We start from the raw sequence: 22,057 nt of genomic DNA, 5'->3' as shown, positions 1-22,057 counted from the left end.
GGTTTAAGGATGGAAACGACCGGCTCCATATGGAAGGCAACCGAATGCCAATAGAGAGGTTGGGTCGAAATTAATCAGCGGGCCGAACGATTACAGCACAACCACTTTCCTGGTCCGATACTTTGCTCGATTTACGATCGTGAATTACTTTTGCTGCCTGACGTCCATATTCATCCGGGATATCGTTCGACGCCGCGGCAATATGCCTTTCCGTAAGACCCGGCTGAGGAGCGGGCGTTCCGGAGAGACTGATGGCCATGTTCTGAGTTTATCCGCTGAAAATTGTTACCTATCTCTCAGGAATAAAACGCAACATGTGTCCCGAACGGATTCTGATGTGGCTGGGGCGCCAGGATTCGAACCTGGGAATGCCGGTACCAAAAACCGGTGCCTTACCGCTTGGCGACGCCCCAACAGAGGAAATGGCGGTCATGCCAGCCAAATCGGCGTCTGATTAGCAAAGGTCGCATCTCGCTACAATGATTAAGTGATGCGCGGATGCATATTTCTGTGTGCTTTCTGCGCCGCTATGATAGGTCTTGCTGCACCGCATTTGAAGTGAAGAGGTCCGATGAGCCAGTTTCGCGCCCGCCCTCCGGCTATGGCCACCGTGCTTCTCGATGATGCCGTCTGCCGCATTACGCGCTGGGATTTCGAGCCGGGTGCCGATACTGGCCATCATGTCCATGGCCTTGGCTATGTCGTGGTGCCGATGACGGATTGCCAGTTTCTGCTGGAGGAACCGGGCGGCAACAGGCGCGTCGATATCGCCAAGGGCGCTGCGTATCGGCGCGAGGCGGGCATCGAGCACAATGTCGTCAATGCCGGCTCCGAGCCGATGTCATTCATCGAAATCGAATACAAGCAATCATGAGTACGCCTGACTTCGACCTTGCCTTCGAACCCGCCTATGGCCGCGCCATCCCCGTCGCGCCTGGTATCGAGCGGATGACGGTCAACAATCCCAGCGCTTTCACGTTCCACGGCACCAATAGCTACATCGTGGGCGGCTCTTCCGTCGCCGTCATCGACCCCGGCCCGGAGAATGAAGAGCATTTCGCTGCCCTGCTGGCGGCGCTGAAGGGGCGCGAAGTCACACATATCTTCGTCAGCCACACCCATCGCGATCACTCGCCGCTGGCTAAGCGATTGAAGGAAGCAACGGGGGCACTGACCGTCGGCGAAGGGCCGCACCGCGCTGCGCGCCCGCTCCATCAGGGCGAGGTCAATCCCTTTGCCGAAAGCTCCGACATGGAGTTTCAGCCGGATATCGTACTCGCCGATGGTCAAAGCGTCTCGGGAGACGGCTGGCAGCTGACGGCGCTGCTGACGCCGGGCCATACGGCCAACCACGCCTGCTTCGCGCTCGAGGGCACGGGCATCGTCTTTTCCGCCGATCATGTCATGGCCTGGGCGACCTCGATCGTCGCACCGCCTGACGGCTCCATGGCGGATTACATGGCTTCGCTGGAGCGGCTGCTTGCCCGGGAAGACCGGCTGTTTCTGCCTGGACATGGCGGGCCGGTGAAGGAGCCTGCCTCCTTCATGCGAGGATTACGGACCCACCGGCGCATGCGCGAGCGGGCCGTGCTGGAGCGCATCAAGGCAGGCGACCGGCTGATCCCGGACATGGTGAAAGCCATTTATCGCGAGACGGATCCGCGGCTGCATGGCGCAGCAGCCCTTTCGGTGCTGGCACATCTGGAAGACCTGGTCGAGAAAGGTCAGGTGGAAACCGATGGGCCGCCGGCGCTTTTGGGGGCTTATCGCCCGGCTTGAGTCTGCTCAGCTTCCGGCGATGCCGAGCAGTTCCGCATCCAGTGCCTTCAGATAGTCATCGGCCAGATCGGCGCTGACGCCGAGATCGTCCTGGCCATAGCGGGAGGCGACGCGAATATCGACGAGCGTCGTTTCCGCCTCCTCGCGAATGCGGATCAATATATCGCATGGCAGGCCGAAGATGCGGGTTCGCGTTTCGCCTTGCAGGATGACATCGGTATTCTGACGGATGAGTTCCGCCACTCCATCACGGAAGGGACGCGGGGTCGGCACTGGAATGATGGCGGGCACATCGCCGGCGACGCTGCCGTCCTGCGCCGGATTGACTGTCTGCGGGCGCGTGCGACGTTTCGGCTTTACGTTGCCATTCGGGTCCGCGACGTCGGCGCCTTCGGCCTTGACGATGGTGATGCGGCGATCATGCGCGACCTTGCGCACCGCATCCAGCACGCGGTCGGACGCACCTTCGTAACGCCGGCTGATCAAGGCGGGATAGGCCTCGAACTGCGCCTCGCGTTCCTGCTGCGTCACCAGATGGCGCGGCGGCAGCCATAGCTGCGGCGCATCCGGTGTCGCCAGCCATTCCGGCGGATCGTTGAGGTCTGTCGAAATCTCATAGATATGCGGGCGCGTCCAGTAGCGCTCGGCGCCGAGGCCGAGGATGGCGAGCGGCAGAGCGGCATAGACAAGCGCCTTGACGGCTGAGACGCCGCCGATGGCAGCGCTCTGCCAGAGCTGCGCAAGGCCTACCACCGCGAGCAGCACCGCCAGGATCGCGCAGCCGGCGGAAATCAGAAGTAGCAGCACGAAATAAGGCGTTTCCAGCGGCGCGAAACGGTGGCCGATCAGCGTCACGCCACAGAGCACCAATGCAAATGAAGCGATCAAACGCGCGGCACGGGCAGCATGTGAAACAGGACGGTCGAAACGAATGGTCATCAAAGGCTCGTCGGCACGTCGGATCGGAAGCCGGATGCACCGAATCCCGGAAAGCGACTTATGTTTAGATCAAGAAATGCCGAAAATAAATCGAATGTCACGGCATCGGTGTCCAATGTTTCGTCCAAGCTCAAACCAGTAACGCCTAGACCAAAAACGTGAGCACTTGCTTAAATTCCTAAAAAAGGCCATTCTTTAGCGTTTTATCGAGGCTGTGAAAGGACTTGATGAGATGGAACCGATGCTTTCTCAAGACGTCACTGCCAAATCAGTGCCGGCTATTGCCGGAACCGAGACGACCGACCCGTTCTTGCCGCTGGAGCTGCTTGAACTGGAGCTTTCGCTTGAGGGTTTTTCCGGTGGCGAACCTGGCTTTTGCGAAGCCGTCCGCAAGGCAGCTTCGGCCGTGCAGGGCGATTTTCTGTTCGATCTGCCAGCAGAAGGGCTGATACCCGATTGCCGCAGATTGGCGGTGCTGCGAATTCCGGAAGGAAACGCGACGATGCGCACCCTCTTTGCCGCTCTGGACGAAGATGGCGCGGAAATCCGTTTACTGCAGCCCGCTGAGGAGACCGAGCACCTTTTGCGTTTTGCCGATGCCTTCGTCGATCTTTTGCAGCGGATGCCGGCGAAGCCAAAGGAAGCGGCCTAAGCAACCTGGCTGCGGTGGCAATACGCCTTTCGCGCCACCACGCGCGACGCTATAGTCTGTGCCTGTAAATCCGCATTCAGGATAACATGTCATGCGTATCGCAGCTTCCACACTATCTCTTCTCGCCATTATGCTTGCACTCTCCTCCTGCCAGACGGCCGAGGAAATCCGGGCGGCCGACGCGTCAAGATGCAGCGGCTATGGCTTTAAGCCAGGCACCCAGAACTTTGCCAATTGCCTGATGAATCAGGATCTTAGCCGGCGCGCAGACCAGCGTGCCTTCATGGAAAGCAATGACGATTTCTTCTGGGGTCCGACCATCGTCGTCGGCGGTCCGGGATATTACTATCATCGCGGCTACTGGCGCCACTGATCCACGAACATCCAGATGTGGAGAATCAGGCTCGTCCCCTGATTGCCGCCTGGGCTGCGGCTAACCGCGCGATCGGCACGCGGAACGGCGAACAGGACACGTAGTCCAGCCCGATATCCTCACAGAAATGGATAGACGCGGGATCGCCGCCATGCTCGCCGCAGATGCCGAGCTTCATGTCGTTGCGCGTACGGCGGCCGCGCTCCGACGCGATGCGAATGAGTTCGCCGACCCCGTCGAAATCGAGCGATATGAAAGGATCATGCTCGATAATTCCCTTGCGCTGGTATGTCGGGATAAAGGCGGCAGCGTCATCGCGTGACATACCGAAGGTCGTCTGCGTCAGATCGTTCGTGCCGAAAGAGAAAAACTCGGCAGCCTCCGCGATGATATGGGCCCGCAAGGCGGCACGTGGCAGCTCGATCATCGTACCGACGAGATAGTCGATCTTCATCTTCGCTTCGGTCATCACGGCACGCGCCACCTCGTCGATGCGGGCCTTGACGTAATCCAGTTCCGAGCGCAGGCCGACGAGCGGCACCATGATCTCGGGCACGACCGCCGCGCCCGTTTCACGCGCGGCCAGAACCGCGGCCTCGAAGATAGCGCGAGCCTGCATCTCGACGATCTCCGGATGGGAAATCGCCAGACGACAGCCGCGATGGCCAAGCATGGGATTGAACTCGTGCAGCGCATCCACCCGCTGGCGCAGCGCGGCCGGCTCCATGCCCATGATGCCGGCAACCTCGGCGATCTCCTCATCCGTTTTCGGCAGGAACTCGTGCAGTGGCGGATCAAGCAGGCGGATCGTCACGGGCAAGCCATGCATGATGGTGAAGAGGCCAGTGAAATCGAGCCGCTGCATTGGCATGAGCTTGGCGAGGGCGGCGCGGCGCCCCGCTTCGTCCTCCGCAAGGATCATCTCGCGCATCACATGGATACGGTCGCCTTCGAAGAACATGTGCTCGGTGCGGCAAAGGCCGATGCCTTCGGCGCCGAAGGAACGGGCCGCGCGCGCATCGGCAGGTGTGTCGGCATTGGTGCGTACCGTCATGCGGCGCGAGCGGTCCGCCCAGGCCATGATGCGGCCGAAATCGCCTGAGAGTTCCGGCTGGATCATCGGCACTTCGCCCTTCAGGACCTGGCCGGTAGAGCCATCGATCGTGACGATATCGCCCTTCTTCAAGGTGACGCCAATGCCGATCAGCTTTTCATTGCGCATGTCGATGCGCATGGTTCCGGCACCGACGACGCAAGGAATGCCCATGCCGCGGGCAACGACGGCGGCGTGACTGGTCATGCCGCCGCGGGTGGTCAGGATCGCCTCGGCGGCATGCATGCCGTGAATATCTTCAGGGCTCGTCTCGATCCGTACGAGAATGGCTTTGCGGCCTTCTTCCTCGGCAATGATCGCCTCTTCGGCGGTGAAGACGATTTCGCCCGTGGCGGCCCCCGGAGATGCGGGCAGGCCGGAGCCGATGACCTCGCGGCGGACACGCGGGTCAATTGTCGGATGCAGAAGCTGGTCCAGCGACGTCGGATCGATGCGGGAAACAGCTTCGTCCTCCGTGATCAGCCCCTCGTCGACCATGTCGACGGCGATCTTCATCGCGGCCTTGGTGGTGCGCTTGGCATTGCGGGTCTGCAGCATCCAGAGCTTGCCGCGCTCGATGGTGAATTCCAGGTCCTGAACGTCGCGGTAGTGCGCTTCCAGCTGCGCGCAGATGTTCCTGAACTCGGCAAAGGCTTCCGGCATCAGCTTTTCCATCGATGGCTTGTCATAGCCAGACGCGATGCGGGCGGCTTCCGTGATGCTTTGCGGCGTGCGGATGCCGGCAACGACATCCTCCCCTTGCGCATTGACGAGGAATTCGCCGTAAAGCTCCTTCTCCCCCGTCGACGGATTGCGCGTGAAGGCGACGCCGGTGGCCGACGAATTGCCGAGATTTCCGAACACCATTGCCTGAATGTTGACGGCGGTTCCCCAACCCTCGGGAATATTGTGCAGATGACGATAGGTGACGGCGCGGGCATTCATCCAGCTGGCAAAAACGGCGCCGACAGCGCCCCACAGCTGAACCTCCGGCTCCTGCGGAAAGGCCTCGCCCAATTCTTCCTCGATGACCGCCTTATAGGTCGAGACGACGTGCTGCCATTCGACGGCGGTGAGATCGGTGTCGAACTCATGGCCGAACCGCGCCTTTTCATCCTCCAGAATCTCTTCGAAAACCTCGTTATCGAGACCCATGACGACATCGGCATACATCTGGATGAAGCGGCGGTAGCTATCCCAGGCAAAGCGGGCGTCGCCGGCATCGTGGCCGAGCGCCTGCACCGTGGCGTCATTGAGCCCGAGATTGAGAACCGTATCCATCATGCCCGGCATCGAGGCGCGGCCGCCCGAGCGCACGGATACCAGCAGTGGCCGCTCGGTATCGCCGAACTTGCGTCCGGTAATGGCCTCCATCCGCTGCAAACCCCGCATGACCTGGGGCTTCAGTTCTTTGGGAATCTTGCGGCCGTTCTTGTAATAGAAAGTGCAGACATCGCTGACGATCGTCAGCCCCGGCGGGACCGGCAGGCCGAGATTGCACATTTCCGCAAGATTAGCGCCCTTGCCGCCGAGCCGCTCAAAATCGCCGGCGCCCCCCTCGGCCTTGCCGTCGCCGAATGTGTATACCCAATTCGTCATTGTCTCCGTCCAACTCCTCCGGTTGAACTTAATTCACTGCAGCACAAATGAAAATCGACAAATACGGCAAAATGTTGCACCGCACAATAAATATGACTCGAAAGCTCCCGATTTCAATCGATTGATCGAAATCGAGAGCCTTCCGGTCCATGGCTAAGCTTGCGGCGCGCGCTTGGCGAGAATCTTGTCGATGCGCATACCGTCGAGATCGACAATCTCGAAATGCCAGTCACCGTAGGAGAAACTCTCCCCCACCTCGGGCAGATGGCCGAGCTGGTAGAGAGCAAAGCCGGCGAGCGTATGGAAATTGACCTCCTCCTCGCTGAAACGAAGGCCCAGCCGCGCGAAGGCATCATAGACGGGCATCATGCCTTCCATCAGCAGCGATCCGTCGGCCCGCTCGACGACATCAGGCGTGTCGTTGTCCATATCGGGCAGATCGCCCGCGATCGCCTCCAGCAGGTCCGTCTGCGTGACGATGCCTTCCAGACTGCCATATTCGTCGATGACCATGGCAAGGCGGACTGGCGCGCGCTTGAAGTTTTCCAGCACCTTGAAGACGGCCGTGGATTCATGAACGACCAGGGGCTGGCGGATGACGGCCATCGGGTTCAGCGGCTCGCCGTTCAGAAGCTGGTCAAGCAGATCCTTCTTCAGAATCATGCCAATCGGCTCGTCGATCGATCCGCGTCCGACGAGAAGCTGCTCAAACCGGCTTTCGCGGATGGTTTTCTGCATTTCCTCCGGCGGGTCCTCAGCATCGATCCATTCAACCTCGAGCCGCGGCGTCATGATATCGGACACATCGCGGTCGCCGATATTGAAGACGCGCTCGACCAGATCCTGCTGCGCCTGTTCCAGCAGGCCGGCCTCCTGGCTTTCGGCGATCAGGAGCTTGATCTCGGCCGGCGAATGCAGCGAACCCTCGCCTGCGCCAGGGCGCAGCCCGAAGAGGCGAAGCACGAGATTGCCGAGGCCGTTCAGTACCGAGATGGCCGGCCGCAGCAGGAAGAGGAACAGGCCGAGCGGGCGCACGACACCGAGAGCTGTGCCCTCGCTGCGCTGCAATGCCAGGCTCTTCGGCGCAAGTTCGCCAAGGACGATATGCAGCGCCGTGATGATGATGAAGGAAATGGCGACGGCAATCGCGTGCGATCCGGCAGCTGCCCATGTCCCGGGAAGAAAATCAAGCAGCGGCTCGAGCAGATGAGCAAGAGCGGGTTCGCCGACCCAACCAAGAGCGAGCGAAGAAATGGTGATCCCGAGCTGCGTGGCGGCAAGGTTGGCATCGAGATTATCGACCGCCTTCTGCAGCGCCTTGGCGTTCATGCGCCCTTCGGCAACGAGCTCCGTCACGCGGCTGCGGCGAACGGAAACCAGAGAGAACTCGGCCGCAACGAAAAAACCGTTGGCAGCGACGAGGAGCAATACGGCAAGTATTCCGAGGATATCGAAAATACCGCCAGTCGAGTCAGACATACTTCCCTTCCGGGCGGATCAGCGCCCATGTTGTTGATCGAAAAACGAAACTAGCACGCTTTCACGACGCGCGGCAGCCGACACGGCAATTTCTTGTCGAAACGGGAATAGTTTTCTCAATCCAGGCGTGGAACAGCGCTCAAGCAATTTCGCGCAGCTGCTCGGCGGTTTGCAGATCGACGGATACAAGCTGCGAGACGCCCTGCTCCGCCATGGTCACCCCGAAGAGCCGGTTCATGCGCGCCATGGTGATGGGATTGTGGGTGATGACCACGAAACGGGTCTCCGTGGAGGCAGCCATCTCGTCCATGAGGTTGCAGTAGCGCTCGACATTATGGTCGTCGAGCGGCGCGTCCACTTCGTCCAAAACGCAGATCGGCGCGGGATTGGTGAGGAACACGGCAAAGATCAGTGCCATGGCCGTCAGCGCTTGCTCGCCGCCCGAAAGCAGCGTCATTGTCTGCGGCTTCTTGCCCGGCGGGCGGGCAAGGATTTCCAGGCCGGCCTCCAGCGGGTCATCCGACTCGATCAGCTGCAACTCCGCGGTGCCACCGCCGAATAGATGGGTGAACAGGCGCTGGAACTGGGCATTGACAACGTCGAAGGCAGCGATCAGGCGCTCGCGCCCCTCGCGATTGAGGCTCTGGATCGCGCCGCGCAGCTTCCGGATGGCGTCAATAACGTCATCGCGCTCCTTGATTAGCGCCTGCAGCCGCTCCGTCAGCTCCTTGCTTTCCTCCTCGGCACGCAGATTGACGGCACCGAGACGCTCGCGCTCGATCTTCAGCCGCTCCAGCTCGCGCTCGACTTCGCGGAGGTCGGGCACGTTTTGCGATACTGAAAGCCCGGTCAGGCGCATCGCCTCATGCGGCTCGACATTGAGGGACTGGCGGATGCGCAATTCGCTTTCCTGCCGACGCTCACGCGCCGACACCAGCCGCTCCTCGACGCGGCCGCGCTTTTCCCGGCTTTCGGCGAGCTCGGAGAGTGCCGTCGCCGCATGGCGATCGGCTTCGCGCTGGATGCCTTCAGCTTCAGCAAGACGGGCTGCGGCCTGGCGGCGGGCTTCCTCCGCCTTCTGAAGCTCGTTCATCAAGGCGCGACGCTTGTCATCGAACTCATCGGGGGCGAGATCGAGTTCAGCCGCTTCGTCTCGCGCTTCCTCTTCACGGTCGCGCAGCGTCTGAATGTGTTCCTCGGCGCTGGCGGCGCGCTGGCGCCAGGTATCGCGCTCCTGCCGGATGGCCAAAAGACGGCGCTGCCGCGCTTCGTTTTCGCGGTTCAAACCCTCATGGCGGGCGCGGGCTTCGGCCAGGACGCCACGATCCATCGCGACTTCGGCCTGCTGGTCACGCAGCTTCAGATCGATAGCATCGAGATTCGGCGCATCTTCCAGTTCGATGCGAGCATTTTCATCTTGCATGACAACATCTTCCAGCTGCTCCTGCAGCCGGCTGACGGCCTCGACGATCACGTCGCGGCGGCGGATGAGATCGCCGGAAGCGCGCTCTGCGGCGGCGAGCGCTTCGCGCGCCTCGGCCAAATGCCGCACTGCAAGGCGGCTGGCGTCACGGGCAGTTGCGAGATGTCCTTCTTCTGCCCGGATCGCATCAGCGGCTGCCGACAGGCGCTCCTCGGCCTCGGCTAGCACATCGCGCGCAAGCTCCGCTTCAGCTTCCAGCTCTGAAAGACGGTTCTTCTGCGCGAGCCGCAGGGCAGCCGCACTCGGCGCGTCCGCGCCGGTGACATGACCATCCCAGCGGAACACGGCGCCATCCCTGGTCACCAGCCGCTGCCCCGGCTTCAGTTCCGGCATCAGCCGCAGAGCGTTTTCAGCCGAAACGATGCCAATCTGGCGCAGGCGCCGCGTCAGCGCGGCCGGCGCGCCGACATGGGTGATCAAGGGTGCGGCACCTTCCGGCAGGGCCGGATCGCCGGCACCGCTGCCATTGTCGGACCAATAGACCGGCGCCTTGGAGTCGAGCGAGGATTCCAGATCATCCCCGAGCGCTGCGCCAAGCGCCGTCTCAAAGCCGCGGTCAACGCGCAGCTCCTCAGCCACGGATGAAAAAGCGCCTGACGTATCGCCCGCCGCCAGCATCTTGGAAATTGTCCGCGCTTCGGTTTCCAGCGCATTCAGGCGCGCCCGCGCCTGCTCGACCGGACCACGCGACAGCGCTTCGGTTTCACGCGCCCTGGCAAGAACGGCTTCGACGCGCTGAATCTCACCTTCAGTATCCGCAACGACATTCTCAGCCGCTTCGACCATGTCGCGCTTCTCACTGGGGTCGGGCAGATCAGCCATTTTTTTGTCGATGGCGGCAAGCTCGTTGTTTGCTTCGTCGACCTGCCGCTCAAGTCGCATCTTGCGATCGGCGAGATCGCGGATGGCGCGCTCCAGCTGATTGCGGGCGGCCGCGGCTTCGGCGCGCTCCGCAGTCAGAGCAGTAAAGACTCGCTCGCTGTCGGCGAGCTTGGCGGCGGCCTCCTCGAAGGCGATACGCGTCTCTTCCGCAAGCCTGCCGGAATCGGCAAGAACATCAGCGAGGTCGGCTTCTTCGGCGTCCAGCTTTGCCAGAATAGCGGCATTGTCGGCGACAAGGCGCTGTTCGCGACTGATGTCCTCCGCCAGCTGTGCCAGCCGTCGGATCAATTCATCGCGCCGGCGCAGGATGCGGTTGACATCTTCCTCCAGCTGCGAGCGGGCAATCTGCAGACGCTGCAGGGCGGCAGCGGCCTTCGCCTCATCGTCACGCAGCTCCGGCAGCTTGAAGCTGGCAATACCCTGCGCTTTTGCCGCCTCCATCTGGATCTGCGCCTTTTCGGCGACGAGTATGGTTGCCTGGTTCAGCGCGCTATCTGCCTCGGCCTCTGCTTCCTTGGCCTGCACCCAGCGGATATGCAGCAGCATGGCTTCGCGGGCGCGGATGTCGGCCGAGAGCATCTTGAAACGGTTGGCCTGGCGTGCCTGGCGTTTCAGGCTCTCGATCTGGCTTTCAAGCTGCGACGTCACATCATCAAGCCGCTCGAGATTGCTTTCGGCCGCACGCAGGCGCAGCTCGGCTTCATGACGGCGCGAATGCAGGCCGGAAATGCCCGCCGCCTCTTCCAGAAGCTGGCGTCTTGCTTGAGGCTTTGCCTGAATCAGCTCGCCGATACGCCCCTGCCCGACCATAGAGGGCGAGCGGGCGCCGGTGGAGGCATCGGCGAACAGCAGCTGCACATCCTTGGCGCGCGCTTCCTTGCCGTTGATGCGATAGATCGAGCCCTGCTCACGCTCGATGCGGCGTGTCACCTGGATTTCGTCGCTGTCGTTGAAGGCGGCGGGAGCGGTGCGATCGCTATTGTCGAGATAGAGGCCGACTTCTGCGGTGTTGCGAGCCGGGCGGTTGCCAGATCCGGAAAAGATCACGTCGTCCATGCCGGAAGCGCGCATGTTCTTATAGGAATTCTCGCCCATGACCCAGCGCAGCGCTTCGACAAGATTGGACTTGCCGCAGCCATTCGGGCCGACCACACCGGTCAGGCCGCGCTCGATGACGAATTCCGCCGGTTCGACGAAAGATTTGAAGCCGACAAGTCTCAGCCTGTTGAATTTCATAGGCTGATCTCCACCCTCGCCTCGAGGGGGCGGATCGGACCGAAGGTCCGGGGTGGGGTGATCAAGCGTTCACCCCGGGAATCACCCCCATCCGCGCGTTCCGCGCGACCTCCCCCCTCAAGGGGGAGGTGATAGAAGGTGGGCGTGCGGCCTCGGCCGCCCGCCTGTAATCGATAAAGGCGCGGATCAGAGCAGGCTGTCGATAAGCTTCGACATGGCAGCAACAGACATGTCCCCTGCATAGCGCTTGCCATTGATCAGGAAGGTCGGCGTGGCATTGACGCCGAAATCCTTGGCTGCGCGTTCCCGTACAGAGTTGACATCATCCAGAAGCTTCTGGTTCGTCAAGCATTTCGTGAAGCTATCCTCAGTAAAACCAGCGAGTTTCGACATCTGGAGCAATGCGGCACGGCCGTCGACATCTGGAGAAGCCCAGGCGATCTGCTGCTTGAACAGCATTTCGACCATCGGCATGTACTGTTCCTGCGGGGCGCAGCGAGCCAGCATGAAGGCCGCGGCAGCGCGCGGATCGAACGGGAATTCGCGGATGATGAAGCGAACCTTGCCTGTATCGACGTATTTCTGCTTGATGGTGTCGAAAGTCGTGACGGCAAAATGCGCGCAGTGTGGGCAGGTCAGCGACATATATTCGACGATCTTGACGGGCGCATCTTCCTTGCCGAGTGCGATCTCCGGCAGCGCGCCGGGCTTCAGCACTTCGTTCATGTCGACATTGCCGTCCGACGGTGGCACTTCATCTTCTGCAGTCGCAGCGGATGCGGAGCCTGCAACGGCAGAAAACGCCACGGAGAGGGCTGCAACGGCAGAGCCGCCCAGCAGGTGGCGTTTGGTCAAGAGCATGTCGGACATCGGCATAGAGTCACCCGTCGTTAAAGAGGTCTTCGAATGTTTCATGCGATATAACGGCAGCTTGCCGCTAACAAGGCACGGTTGGCCAACTTTCTTCAAAGAATTGTGACCTGGGAAAGACAGACAACTTAAATTCTGTCCACAATCGGCCAAACCGACCGTCTAGCCTACCTTATCGCCGCCTCCAGGCCATCGCAGTGCCCAAGCGCTGAACGGCGGCTCTGATCTTCTCGTCCTCGATGCCATCCATCATATCGGCCAGCTTGCGCGCCGCCTCGCCCTTCAAGGGCGGTGGTGTGCGGGAGCGTTTCGAGGCGACCGAGACCGGCTTCTGCACGATACGGATCTGATTGACGGCATAGAAGCCGAAGAAGCTGTTGATGCGCTGGATGAGCTCGCCTTGCGCATGGGTCAGGAAGAGTGCGCGGGCGCCCTCGCAGGCGATCGTCAGCACGCCGGGCTGATAGCGGTCGTCCATGCCTGGGCCGGTTCGCTTCGCCCAGGCAATCTTCTCCGGCCGCGTGCAATCCGCAAAGTCCTCGCCGGCGATCTCGTCCCAGCAGCCAAGCAGCGTCGTGTTGATGCCCGCGCGCTTTGCCAGCACCGGATCGACGATGCCGTTGGTCAGCTCGGAAATCTGCTTTTCGCCTTTTCGGGGATAACTCATTTCAACCGGGTCTCTACACAGGCTTTATGCGTCCGGCACCTTGATCGCCCGACGCAGCTTGGCCAAGTATAGAGCACTTCCTCTCGACGCGGCAAATCATGACCACGACTTTAGAATCCCCCACGGCCGCATCGCTGCTTGCCTGGTACGACCGCCACCACCGCGACCTGCCCTGGCGGGTCTCGCCGTCGATGGCCGCGCGCGGCGTCAAGCCCGATCCCTATCGGGTCTGGCTGTCGGAAGTCATGCTGCAGCAGACGACGGTGCCCGCGGTCAAAGCCTATTTCGCGAAATTCCTGGAGCGCTGGCCGACTGTCAATGATCTCGCTGCCGCGGCAAATGAAGACGTCATGGCGGCCTGGGCAGGGCTCGGCTACTACGCGCGTGCCCGCAACTTGAAGAAATGCGCCGAGGCGGTTGCAGCCGATCATGGCGGTCACTTTCCAGATACTGAGGAAGGTCTGCGCGCGCTGCCCGGCATTGGCGATTATACATCTGCCGCCGTCGCCGCCATTGCCTTCGATCGCCAGGCGGCCGTGATGGACGGCAACGTCGAGCGCGTCATTTCGAGACTCTGTGCGATTTCGGCGCCTTTGCCCGGCGCCAAGCCGCTGATGAAGCAGAAGGTAGCCGCGCTGACGCCCGCCGACCGGCCGGGCGATTTCGCTCAGGCGATGATGGATCTCGGCGCGACGATCTGTACGCCGAAGCGCCCGGTCTGTTCGCTCTGTCCCTTCAACGGCGCCTGTCAGGCGCTGGCTGCACATGATCCCGAACGTTTCCCGGTCAAGGCAGCCAAGAAGGAGAAACCGGTGCGCCAAGGTGCGGCCTTCGTCGCCGTCAATGACGACGGGGAGATCTTCCTGCGCCGCCGCATCGACAGCGGGTTGCTGGGTGGCATGACGGAAGTGCCGACAACCGGCTGGACGGCGCGGACCGACGGCGAGACCGGCATCGAGGCAGCCCCCTTCCCGGCTGACTGGCAGCCGGCAGGCACGGTGACGCATGTCTTCACGCATTTCGAATTGAGATTGTCGATCTGGCGTGCCAAGTCGGTGTCGCAGAATGACAACCATGACGGATGGTGGGCGCCGGTTACAAATCTTGAAGACGAGGCACTGCCGACAGTCATGAAAAAAGCGATCACGCAGGCTATTCCAAATGCGTTCGCAAAAATGCCTTTAGAGCAGAAATCAGGAATTCATTCATGACGACGGAAATACGGCATATCGTTTTCGATATCGGCAAGGTTCTCCTCCACTATGATCCAAACCTTCCGTACAGCCGGATCATTCCGGACGATGCCGAGCGCCAATGGTTTTTCGCCAATGTCTGCACTCATGAATGGAACCTTGAGCAGGATCGTGGCCGCACCTGGAGCGATGCCGAGGCGCTGCTGATCGCCGATCATCCCGAACGGGAGGAACAAATCCGCAGCTTCCGCAAATATTGGCACGAGATGGTTCCGCATGCCTATGACGACAGCGTCGCCATTCTGGAACAGCTTATCGCGGAAGGCCGCGACGTCACCATGCTGACCAATTTTGCCTCCGATACGTTTCGTGAGGCGCAGGAGCGCTATCCCTTCCTCAAGAAGCCACGCGGCGTGACGGTTTCCGGTGATATCGGGCTGATCAAGCCGGATGTCGCGATTTATGATACCCACGCCAAGAGCTTCGACCTCGATCCGGCCTCGACGATCTTCATCGATGATTCCTATCCGAACGTCGAAGGCGCGCGGGCTGCCGGATGGCATGCAGTTCACTTCACCGGTGCCGAGAAGCTGCGCAGCGATCTCGCCGGCCATGGCATAAAGGTATGAACCGATGACCTTCGATCCCGCACAACGTATCGACCTGTTCCATGACGCAATCAATCGCCTCGACTATGAGGCGATCGAGAACTTCTTCGCCGAGGATGCCACCTATGTTTCGAACGGCGTCGGCAGTCTTGCCGGCCGTGCGGCGATCATGGAAGCCTTCCGCGGCTATTTCGATACGTATCCAGATCAGACCGCATCAAACTCCCTGGTGGAGACGCTGACGCCGCTATCCGGCCGCGCCGTCTGGTCGGTGCGGGCAACCAACAGCAAGACGGGCAAGCCGCTGATCCGCGAAGGCGAGGAAACGATCACGTTTAACGAAGACGGCCGTGTCGTGCGCGTCGATGTCACGGATTATCAGGACTTCTAAAATCTGAGACTAAAGACGCGCAGGGCCTTGCCGGATAGATCGTCCGGCAAGGCCCTGCGCATTTCACCTTCTTCCCTGACTGGAGGTACACGGCGGAAGAAGGCGGATATGTTTGCGGGAAATGGCTGAAGCTACTCAACCTTGGCCAGATCGCTGCGGATTATGGCTCTGAGTTCATCGATCGGACGCAGGGAACGGCCGTCGTCGAAATGCCAGAACATCCACCCATTGCATGCATCAAGGCCTTGAACTTTCGCGCCAAGGCGATGAATGGAACCGGCCTCGCCGCCGGAAGCGACCGTGCCGTCGGCGCGCACGATGGCGCTATAGCGGCGCTTGGCATCCGTCAGCACCTGGCCCGGCTTGATGAGGCCACTTTCGATGAGCACGTTGAAGGCGACGCGGACTTCGGCCTTCTTGCCGGTCATGACGGTCAGTTCCGCCTTGCCGAGCGGTTCGACGGCGGCGATACGGGCGCTTGCTGCGTCGATGTAGTCCTGCTCACGCTCGATGCCGACGAAGTGGCGGCCGAGACGCTTGGCAACCGCACCGGTCGTGCCCGATCCGAAAAAGGGATCGAGAATGATGTCGCCAGGCTTGGAAGACGCCATGATGACACGGGCCAGTAGCGCTTCCGGCTTCTGCGTCGGATGCACTTTCTTGCCGTCGTCGCCCTTCAGCCGCTCATTGCCGTTGCAGATCGGAAATAGCCAGTCGGAGCGCATCTGCACATCGTCATTGGCGGCCTTCATGGCATCGTAGTTGAAGGTATAGCCCTTGGCCTTGGCGTTCGGGCTTGCCCAGATCATCGTCTCATGCGCGTTCTGGAAGCGGCGGCCCTTGAAATTCGGCATCGGGTTGGTCTTGCGCCAGACGATGTCGTTCAGGATCCAGAAGTTCAGATCCTGCAGCGTAGCGCCGACGCGGAAGATATTGTGATAGGAGCCGATGACCCAGATCGTGCCCGTCGGCTTCAGCACGCGGCGGCAGGCGAGTAGCCAGGCGCGGGTGAAGGCGTCATAGGCTTCGAAGGAGGCGAACTGGTCCCATTCGTCATCGACAGCGTCGACCAGCGACTGATCGGGACGGTGCAGCGTACCGCCAAGCTGGAGATTGTACGGCGGGTCGGCGAAGATGACGTCGACGGATTGATTGGGCAGTGCCTCAAGAGCGGCCACGCAATCGCCCTTGATGATCGTGTCGATCCAGGACCCCGGAACGGCTGAAGTCCTGAGGTCGGCAAGCGGGAAAACTGACGCCATGTGATACTCGCTGTTACACTTACTCGGTGCTCTTAACTGAGTGTTATGGTTACCCAACTTGGTTACCAAAGGCTAAAGCGGCGTCATATTTTCTGCATTCCCGAGGAAACTTTCGGGAATGCAGGCCTCATCGAAAAGCGCTATCGCGTTGAAAGCCCTAGATATCGTGGACTGCGTGACTGTCGTCGGGCGCTTCCGCGCGTTCCGTCATACCGTAATCGCGAAGCACCTGTGCGACACGCAAACGATAGTCGGTAAAGACCGTCTTGCGCCCCGCTTTCTGGGCGGCGCGATGCGCCTCCCGGTTTCGCCACTCACGAACAGCCGTCTCGTCGCGCCAGAAGGACAGCGACAGGATCTTGCCCGGCTGGGTGAGGCTCTCGAAGCGTTCGATGGAGACGAAACCGTCGATCGCTTCCAGTTCTGAACGCAGCCTTGCGGCAATGTCGAGATAGTGCTGGCGTTCGTCTGGATGGGGAATAACTTCGAAAATGACTGCGATCATGGCGATATCCTCGGAGCATGCGGCAGGGAGATATTTTTCAGGAAGATGCGATCCTCCTGCAAGATGAAACGCTCGCGGCGGGCAAAATCGAGATTGGCCTGCGCTAGGGGATCGGTGGCGAGGCTCTTGCGATAAGCCTCGTAGGCGGCGAGATTTTCGATGTTGTAGATGCCGTAGGCCGTCGTCAGCGAGCCCTCGTGCGGGGCGAAATAGCCGATCAAGTCGGCGCCATTGCGCGGAATGATCTGGCCCCAGGCCTTGCCATATTCCGCGAAGGCTTCCTGCTTGAACGGATCGATCTGATAGCGGATAAAACAGGTAACCATTGGCTTTCTCCTTTGCTGATGCTGCTGTTTTCTCACATTGCAGCACGGAGATGGTTCGGTTACGATCGAAGTATGAAAGAAGGTCCAGACATAGCACAGATCGGCTCGCTGATCGGCGATCCCGCGCGAGCGAATATTTTGACAGCGCTGATGGGCGGCCGGGCGTTGACGGCAACGGAACTGGCGGCGGCGGCCGGCGTGACGTTGCAGACCGCGAGCGCCCATCTTTCCAAGCTCGAAGCGGGCGGCTTGCTGGCACAGCGCAAGCAGGGCCGCCATCGCTACTTCACGCTGGCAGACGATCGCGTCGGCAAGCTGCTCGAGGGTATCATGGGTTTTGCCGCAACGCGCGGCCACCTGCGCCATCGCCCCGGCCCGAAGGAGCCGGCCTTGCGCAAGGCACGCATCTGCTACGACCATCTAGCCGGCGATTACGGCGTGCGCATGCTCGACAGCCTGATCGAGGCCGGGTCGATCTCCGCGGTGGGCGAAGGTCTGAGCCTGACGGCCGATGGCGAAAGGCATTTGGAATCGATCGGCATCGACGTCTCCGGGTTGCGTTCGAGCCGCCGCCCGCTTTGCCGATCCTGCCTGGACTGGAGCGAGCGGCGCGCGCATCTCGCCGGCAGTCTCGGCAAGGCGCTGCTTTCGAATTTCCTAGACAAGGGATGGGCGCGGCGCACCGAAAACAGCCGCTCGATCTTCTTCACGCCCGAGGGCGAGCGCCGCTTCCTGGCGCTCTTTCCTATCGAAATGGGCGATGAGAGTTCGCCGCCAAAGCGGATAATGGGTTCTAAACTGTCCCGACCAGAACACCGCTGAAATTGCCGGCGGCAATGCGGCTACAAAGCTCGCTCCATTCACAGCCGCGACAGGCATGACGTATCTCGCCGTTCGCGAAGTTGCGCCGCAACTTTGCAAGCAGGCTGGCATCGGGCACCAATACAGCGCCGATGCCGATCTCCTCGCCCAGCAAAGCCGCGATATCGGCAAGGGCAGCCGCATCCCGTTCGATAACGGAGGCCTTGAAGCAATGCGGCTCCTCCTCGCCGAGCAGCGGCGCGCAGATATCGTCGGGATCGGAAACCAGCTTGATCTCCTCCCCTTTCGACAGCCGCTCGGCGATGCGTCGATAGTTGTCGGTGAAGGCAGGCGTATAGCCTTCACCGACGAAGGTCAGCATGCACAGCAGATGGTGGGCGCGAAGCCTGACGGTCAATTCAGGCGCGCCTTGCCGCCATAGACCTGAACGGTCTTCAGCACGGCGGCCGCAAGGGCTGACTTCAGCACTGCGCCTAGAATGAAGGGCGCCACGCCAAGCAGCCAGCCCTTTTCCGCACCGATCAGCGCTGCAAGCCAAGCCCCGCCAATCGCAAGGCAGAGAAGGTTGGCAGAGAGATGCGCGAGAAAGCTGCGCACGACACGATTTCCGCTCCAGCCACGCTCGGCAAGCCAGCCAACAAGGGCGGCGATGATCGGGAAGGAGGCCAGATAGCCCGCTGTCGGCCCCATGAAGGGCGCAACGCCGCCTGCCCCGCCAGCGAGCACCGGAAAACCGATCGCGGCTTCGCTCAGCCAGGCGAGAACCGTAACTGCGCTAAGACGCCAGCCATAAAGCGCGCCGATCATGGTGATCGCGAATGTCTGCATGGTGATCGGCACCGGCACCATTGGAACCGAGATTCGCGATGCGAGCGCCAGGATCAGTGTTCCGGCGAGGACAAATACGGTCTTGGCAACAAGCGAACGTTGACCAAGGCGAAGCGGATCGAAAGCGACTTCATCATGATGCTGCGACAGGGACATAGGCTCTCCTTTCAAAATTATAGATAATTTTTTAGTACGATCTATTTTATGAGAGAGATCGAGAAACCAGGCAAGTGGCCACGACGCCAATTTCCGACAACACGCGGGATCACATTGAAAAATAAGGCCAATAAAATTCCAGAAGCGCGGCCGACTGCCATCGATCATCGAACAAAGCAGCCACGTCGACGTGGCGAGCATTCTCTCGGAGCACCGCCTCCTAGAGAGCGCTCGATCATCTGCCTTGAAATTATCTATAATTTTTACCCAACGATTGCGAAGGCGTCGCGTGTCGATCCCGAAGGCGTGCGCACCGGCGCGCGGCCGATCCATTGCACATGCTTCTGCAGGATAGCAGCCGCCTCGTCGGCCCGCCCCTGGCGGAGTGCCGCCAGAATGGCGCGGTGGTCATGATCGGTGCGTTTTTCCCAGCCGGATTGCCAGGCGGAAAAGAGAAAGCGGGCGCTGGCGGCATGCAGGTCATCGATGGCGGCAAGCAGACGTGCCATGCCGCAGGGCGCCAGGATCAGGCGATGGAAGCGACGATTGGCCTCCTCCCAGGCGTGGACATCACCGGCGGCATCGCCATCACGCGTCGCCTGCTCGGCCTCGTCCAGAATGGCTGACGTCAGATGAGGAGCCGCGTGCTTGAGCGCAAGGCCTTCGAGGGCTGCGCGCATCTCAGCGACCTCACGGACCTCCTTGAGATCGAAGGAGGCGACACGAACGCCGCGGCGCGGCAGGCTGATCGCCAACCCCTGCGCTTCCAGCCGCCGGAACGCCTCGCGCACGGGCACATGGCTGGTGCCGAACTCCTCGGCGATGTGATCCTGCCGCAGACGGGCATCGGGCGCGATCTCGCCGCGGATGATGCGGTCGGCTAGCACCCGGCTGATGCGGCTGGCAATAGTGTCGTCGCGCTCCTTGGCCATGGCCGATCCTTAAAGGTGGGTCAATCCGATGTCGAGGGCCGATGTCGAGGGCCGATCTCGGGCGACAAGAAATCATCATCACCTCCTTTGCGCATTTCGACCCTTTCTCTCACTGCAGCGCAGCCATGCCCGCCAATTGGTTGAGCTTTGCCGACATATCGTGTAAAGCCCGGCGGTCATTTTCAGAGCATGTCCCGAAACACCAATGGTTTCCTGGTGCGTGCCGAACCCAGCCACATCAAAGGCAGCAATTTCATGAGCAATGGCTTCGACCTCATCATCTTCGACTGCGACGGCGTTCTGGTCGATTCGGAAATCATCGCGGCGCAGGTAGAATCGAAGCTGCTGACCGATGCCGGCTATCCGATCAGCACCGAGGAAATGGGCGAACGCTTCGCCGGCATGACCTGGCGCAACATCCTGTTCGAAGTCGAGCGCGAGGCCAGCATCCCCCTCTCCGCATCGCTGCTTGATAAATCCGAAAAGCTGGTCGACCTGGCGCTTGCCAGCGACGTTCAGCCTATCCCTGGCGTTCCGCTGGCGCTGTCGCGCCTGCCAATGCCGCGCTGTATCTGCTCGAATTCCGGTTTCGCCCGCATCGAGATGATGCTGACGAAAGTCGGCTACTTCAAACTGTTTGCTCCGAATATCTTTTCCGCCAAGGATCTCGGTGCCGACCGCGTAAAGCCCAAGCCGGACATCTTCCTGCATGGCGCCAAGCAGATGAATGTCAGCCCGACCAATACGATCGTCGTCGAAGATTCGATTCACGGCGTTCAGGCGGCGCGCGCCGCCGGCATGCGCGTCATCGGCTTCACCGGCGCATCACACACTTATCCCTCTCACGCCGATCGTCTGACCGACGCTGGCGCCGAAACGGTCGTCAGCCGCATGACCGACCTGCCGGGCGTCGTCATGGCGCTCGCGGAATGGGATGGCGTCCTTTAAGACGGACTGAGATGCAGACCAAAGGAAAAGGCCCCGCCGATCGGTGGGGCCTTTTCCTTCAACCCATAGCTGACCCTCGCACGCTAAGCGGGAGTCGCAGTCAAAAGCTCAGAACGTGATGCCGAAAAGTGTAGGGCTTTCGGACGACATCACACTTTACTTCTTTGACTGTAGAGCGGATTTAGATTTTAGGTCGAATAGACCTGAAATCATCCGGCTCTAGTGACGCTTCTTGCGCGCCGGCTTCGCACCCTTCACAGGCTTCTGCGGGCCTTGATCAAAGCCGATCTGGACGATGGTGAAGCCGCCGGAGCCGCTTGCAACTTGGATGTCGTTATCGGTGAAAAGGAACTGCGCCGTCGTCTCGCCCGGCGGGATTTCCGCCGTGTACATAATAGTCTTGCTATAGAGCGCATTGTCGTTGTCCATGACGGCAACGTGGATCGGCAAGGTTATCTTGCCGGAGCTACCCATGGGACCGGAAACCACGCGTCCCTGCGCCACGACATGAATGCCGAGGTTGGTGCCATCCGTGGTGCACTGGCGGGTCGCCTCAGCCAGCGAAGCTTGATAGATCAGCTGTTTCGGATCGTCCTTGGCACCTTTGGCGTAGGTGCGATAGACCGAATCCTCGTCGCGGATGACAGCCTGAGGGCACTTGCCCGCAACATAAGACTGGCCACCGGTCGGAGCTGCCGTCGCGGCGCTCGCCTGCGGCGCTACCGTGACATCCGTTGCCGGCTGCTTTTCATTGTTGCCACCGATGCCAAGAGTGCTGCAGCCCGTCAGCAATGCCAGAAGCGAAGCGGAGAAAAGACGACGCGAAACCTTGCCAAACACTATTATTCCACCCTCTCCATATATTTCACATTATCGGCCCGCAGCCTGTCAAACGGGCCTTTTATGACACTTGGCGATGGTCTATACCAGCGACGCAGCGAAAAATCGATTGGGTAGACACCGTTTTGGCTCACTTTTCGAGATCGACAGATTGCCACAAACGGCCTCCGCCCGACGCACATCCCACGCGCCTT

General features: G+C 60.7%; 22 protein-coding genes and 1 tRNA gene. 9 read left to right on the top strand and 14 right to left on the bottom strand.

The features are described 5' to 3' along the window. Positions 1-338 precede the first annotated feature (338 nt). A tRNA-Gln gene (locus ACYJRZ_RS09660) sits at positions 339-413 on the bottom strand. A gap of 158 nt (positions 414-571) precedes the next feature. Between ACYJRZ_RS09660 and ACYJRZ_RS09655 the strand changes: the two genes are divergently transcribed. Together ACYJRZ_RS09655 and ACYJRZ_RS09650 are read left to right on the top strand one after the other, a co-directional pair. Beyond that, complete coding sequence (locus ACYJRZ_RS09655) at positions 572-874, top strand: cupin domain-containing protein (RefSeq protein ID WP_459458334.1); 303 nt, start codon at positions 572-574, stop codon at positions 872-874. Then, complete coding sequence (locus ACYJRZ_RS09650) at positions 871-1,779, top strand: MBL fold metallo-hydrolase (protein ID WP_459458332.1); 909 nt, start codon at positions 871-873, stop codon at positions 1,777-1,779. The genes ACYJRZ_RS09655 and ACYJRZ_RS09650 overlap by 4 nt, the downstream gene beginning before the upstream one ends. 6 nt (positions 1,780-1,785) lie before the next feature. Here the strand turns inward: ACYJRZ_RS09650 and ACYJRZ_RS09645 are convergent, their stop codons facing one another. Continuing rightward, positions 1,786-2,718 (bottom strand): DUF1499 domain-containing protein, encoded by a 933-nt coding sequence (locus tag ACYJRZ_RS09645; protein WP_459458330.1) that lies wholly within the window; start codon positions 2,716-2,718, stop codon positions 1,786-1,788. Between the two features lie 241 nt (positions 2,719-2,959). On the opposite strand from ACYJRZ_RS09645, the gene ACYJRZ_RS09640 reads away from it, so the two are divergent. Together ACYJRZ_RS09640 and ACYJRZ_RS09635 are read left to right on the top strand one after the other, a co-directional pair. After that, on the top strand, positions 2,960-3,370 hold the full coding sequence (locus ACYJRZ_RS09640; RefSeq protein WP_459458328.1) for a hypothetical protein: 411 nt from the start codon (positions 2,960-2,962) through the stop codon (positions 3,368-3,370). Positions 3,371-3,461: 91 nt separating this feature from the next. After that, positions 3,462-3,743, top strand: a complete 282-nt coding sequence (locus ACYJRZ_RS09635; RefSeq protein ID WP_459458326.1) for a hypothetical protein — start codon at positions 3,462-3,464, stop codon at positions 3,741-3,743. A gap of 25 nt (positions 3,744-3,768) precedes the next feature. On the opposite strand, the gene ppdK is transcribed toward ACYJRZ_RS09635, so the two are convergent. The 5 genes from ppdK to ACYJRZ_RS09610 form a co-directional block, all read right to left on the bottom strand. After that, positions 3,769-6,435, bottom strand: coding sequence for a pyruvate, phosphate dikinase (gene ppdK / locus ACYJRZ_RS09630; RefSeq protein WP_459458324.1), 2,667 nt, complete (start codon positions 6,433-6,435; stop codon positions 3,769-3,771). Positions 6,436-6,588: 153 nt separating this feature from the next. Continuing rightward, a complete protein-coding gene (locus ACYJRZ_RS09625) occupies positions 6,589-7,914 on the bottom strand; it encodes a hemolysin family protein (RefSeq protein ID WP_459458322.1) in 1,326 nt (441 codons plus the stop codon). A gap of 139 nt (positions 7,915-8,053) precedes the next feature. Then, entirely contained in the window at positions 8,054-11,515 is a 3,462-nt protein-coding gene (locus tag ACYJRZ_RS09620; RefSeq protein WP_459458320.1) for a chromosome segregation SMC family protein, read from the bottom strand. Positions 11,516-11,701: 186 nt separating this feature from the next. Beyond that, a complete protein-coding gene (locus tag ACYJRZ_RS09615; protein WP_459458318.1) occupies positions 11,702-12,391 on the bottom strand; it encodes a DsbA family protein in 690 nt (229 codons plus the stop codon). A 166-nt stretch (positions 12,392-12,557) separates the two neighbouring features. Then, positions 12,558-13,052 (bottom strand): DUF721 domain-containing protein, encoded by a 495-nt coding sequence (locus ACYJRZ_RS09610; RefSeq protein ID WP_459458316.1) that lies wholly within the window; start codon positions 13,050-13,052, stop codon positions 12,558-12,560. A 95-nt stretch (positions 13,053-13,147) separates the two neighbouring features. Here ACYJRZ_RS09610 and mutY point away from each other — a divergent pair, with 95 nt between their 5' ends. The 3 genes from mutY to ACYJRZ_RS09595 are packed head-to-tail and all read left to right on the top strand — an operon-like array spanning position 13,148 to position 15,244. After that, a complete protein-coding gene (mutY, locus tag ACYJRZ_RS09605; RefSeq protein WP_459458738.1) occupies positions 13,148-14,263 on the top strand; it encodes an A/G-specific adenine glycosylase in 1,116 nt (371 codons plus the stop codon). Next, on the top strand, positions 14,260-14,874 hold the full coding sequence (locus ACYJRZ_RS09600; protein ID WP_459458314.1) for an HAD family hydrolase: 615 nt from the start codon (positions 14,260-14,262) through the stop codon (positions 14,872-14,874). Before mutY ends, ACYJRZ_RS09600 begins: the two co-directional genes overlap by 4 nt. 4 nt (positions 14,875-14,878) lie before the next feature. Continuing rightward, on the top strand, positions 14,879-15,244 hold the full coding sequence (locus ACYJRZ_RS09595) for a nuclear transport factor 2 family protein (protein ID WP_459458312.1): 366 nt from the start codon (positions 14,879-14,881) through the stop codon (positions 15,242-15,244). 131 nt (positions 15,245-15,375) lie between these two features. Here ACYJRZ_RS09595 and ACYJRZ_RS09590 read toward each other — a convergent pair whose 3' ends face one another. The 3 genes from ACYJRZ_RS09590 to ACYJRZ_RS09580 form a co-directional block, all read right to left on the bottom strand. Further along, positions 15,376-16,506, bottom strand: coding sequence for a site-specific DNA-methyltransferase (locus ACYJRZ_RS09590; RefSeq protein WP_113232078.1), 1,131 nt, complete (start codon positions 16,504-16,506; stop codon positions 15,376-15,378). 157 nt (positions 16,507-16,663) lie between these two features. Next, entirely contained in the window at positions 16,664-17,011 is a 348-nt protein-coding gene (locus tag ACYJRZ_RS09585; protein WP_459458310.1) for an antibiotic biosynthesis monooxygenase family protein, read from the bottom strand. After that, positions 17,008-17,337, bottom strand: coding sequence for an NIPSNAP family protein (locus ACYJRZ_RS09580; RefSeq protein WP_459458308.1), 330 nt, complete (start codon positions 17,335-17,337; stop codon positions 17,008-17,010). Before ACYJRZ_RS09580 ends, ACYJRZ_RS09585 begins: the two co-directional genes overlap by 4 nt. Before the next feature lie 72 nt (positions 17,338-17,409). Here ACYJRZ_RS09580 and ACYJRZ_RS09575 point away from each other — a divergent pair, with 72 nt between their 5' ends. Beyond that, positions 17,410-18,159, top strand: a complete 750-nt coding sequence (locus ACYJRZ_RS09575) for an ArsR/SmtB family transcription factor (RefSeq protein ID WP_459458306.1) — start codon at positions 17,410-17,412, stop codon at positions 18,157-18,159. Here the strand turns inward: ACYJRZ_RS09575 and ACYJRZ_RS09570 are convergent. From ACYJRZ_RS09570 to ACYJRZ_RS09560, 3 genes are all read right to left on the bottom strand, one after another. After that, on the bottom strand, positions 18,131-18,556 hold the full coding sequence (locus tag ACYJRZ_RS09570) for a DUF1284 domain-containing protein (RefSeq protein ID WP_459458304.1): 426 nt from the start codon (positions 18,554-18,556) through the stop codon (positions 18,131-18,133). The two genes, ACYJRZ_RS09575 and ACYJRZ_RS09570, sit on opposite strands and share 29 nt — an antisense overlap. Continuing rightward, positions 18,553-19,143, bottom strand: a complete 591-nt coding sequence (locus ACYJRZ_RS09565) for a biotin transporter BioY (RefSeq protein ID WP_459458302.1) — start codon at positions 19,141-19,143, stop codon at positions 18,553-18,555. Before ACYJRZ_RS09565 ends, ACYJRZ_RS09570 begins: the two co-directional genes overlap by 4 nt. A gap of 263 nt (positions 19,144-19,406) precedes the next feature. Continuing rightward, positions 19,407-20,075 carry a GntR family transcriptional regulator gene (locus ACYJRZ_RS09560; RefSeq protein ID WP_459458300.1) on the bottom strand — a complete coding sequence of 223 codons (669 nt, stop codon included), beginning with the start codon at positions 20,073-20,075 and terminating at the stop codon, positions 19,407-19,409. Positions 20,076-20,330: 255 nt separating this feature from the next. On the opposite strand from ACYJRZ_RS09560, the gene ACYJRZ_RS09555 reads away from it, so the two are divergent. Beyond that, positions 20,331-21,023, top strand: coding sequence for an HAD family hydrolase (locus ACYJRZ_RS09555; RefSeq protein ID WP_459458736.1), 693 nt, complete (start codon positions 20,331-20,333; stop codon positions 21,021-21,023). 219 nt (positions 21,024-21,242) lie between these two features. Here the strand turns inward: ACYJRZ_RS09555 and ACYJRZ_RS09550 are convergent, their stop codons facing one another. Continuing rightward, positions 21,243-21,863 carry a hypothetical protein gene (locus ACYJRZ_RS09550; protein ID WP_459458298.1) on the bottom strand — a complete coding sequence of 207 codons (621 nt, stop codon included), beginning with the start codon at positions 21,861-21,863 and terminating at the stop codon, positions 21,243-21,245. Positions 21,864-22,057 lie beyond the last annotated feature (194 nt).

This window comes from Rhizobium sp. No.120, assembly GCF_054558365.1.
Note: the sequence above shows the minus strand (reverse complement) of the source record. Positions and strands in the feature narration are given on the sequence as shown.

Coding starts and splice junctions, on each gene's coding strand:
- ACYJRZ_RS09655 (WP_459458334.1), top strand. CDS start 572: ATGAGCCAGTTTCGCGCCCGCCCTCCGGCTATGGCCACCGTGCTTCTC.
- ACYJRZ_RS09650 (WP_459458332.1), top strand. CDS start 871: ATGAGTACGCCTGACTTCGACCTTGCCTTCGAACCCGCCTATGGCCGC.
- ACYJRZ_RS09645 (WP_459458330.1), bottom strand. CDS start 2,718: ATGACCATTCGTTTCGACCGTCCTGTTTCACATGCTGCCCGTGCCGCG.
- ACYJRZ_RS09640 (WP_459458328.1), top strand. CDS start 2,960: ATGCTTTCTCAAGACGTCACTGCCAAATCAGTGCCGGCTATTGCCGGA.
- ACYJRZ_RS09635 (WP_459458326.1), top strand. CDS start 3,462: ATGCGTATCGCAGCTTCCACACTATCTCTTCTCGCCATTATGCTTGCA.
- ppdK (WP_459458324.1), bottom strand. CDS start 6,435: ATGACGAATTGGGTATACACATTCGGCGACGGCAAGGCCGAGGGGGGC.
- ACYJRZ_RS09625 (WP_459458322.1), bottom strand. CDS start 7,914: ATGTCTGACTCGACTGGCGGTATTTTCGATATCCTCGGAATACTTGCC.
- ACYJRZ_RS09620 (WP_459458320.1), bottom strand. CDS start 11,515: ATGAAATTCAACAGGCTGAGACTTGTCGGCTTCAAATCTTTCGTCGAA.
- ACYJRZ_RS09615 (WP_459458318.1), bottom strand. CDS start 12,391: ATGCCGATGTCCGACATGCTCTTGACCAAACGCCACCTGCTGGGCGGC.
- ACYJRZ_RS09610 (WP_459458316.1), bottom strand. CDS start 13,052: ATGAGTTATCCCCGAAAAGGCGAAAAGCAGATTTCCGAGCTGACCAAC.
- ACYJRZ_RS09600 (WP_459458314.1), top strand. CDS start 14,260: ATGACGACGGAAATACGGCATATCGTTTTCGATATCGGCAAGGTTCTC.
- ACYJRZ_RS09595 (WP_459458312.1), top strand. CDS start 14,879: ATGACCTTCGATCCCGCACAACGTATCGACCTGTTCCATGACGCAATC.
- ACYJRZ_RS09590 (WP_113232078.1), bottom strand. CDS start 16,506: ATGGCGTCAGTTTTCCCGCTTGCCGACCTCAGGACTTCAGCCGTTCCG.
- ACYJRZ_RS09585 (WP_459458310.1), bottom strand. CDS start 17,011: ATGATCGCAGTCATTTTCGAAGTTATTCCCCATCCAGACGAACGCCAG.
- ACYJRZ_RS09580 (WP_459458308.1), bottom strand. CDS start 17,337: ATGGTTACCTGTTTTATCCGCTATCAGATCGATCCGTTCAAGCAGGAA.
- ACYJRZ_RS09575 (WP_459458306.1), top strand. CDS start 17,410: ATGAAAGAAGGTCCAGACATAGCACAGATCGGCTCGCTGATCGGCGAT.
- ACYJRZ_RS09565 (WP_459458302.1), bottom strand. CDS start 19,143: ATGTCCCTGTCGCAGCATCATGATGAAGTCGCTTTCGATCCGCTTCGC.
- ACYJRZ_RS09560 (WP_459458300.1), bottom strand. CDS start 20,075: ATGGCCAAGGAGCGCGACGACACTATTGCCAGCCGCATCAGCCGGGTG.
- ACYJRZ_RS09555 (WP_459458736.1), top strand. CDS start 20,331: ATGAGCAATGGCTTCGACCTCATCATCTTCGACTGCGACGGCGTTCTG.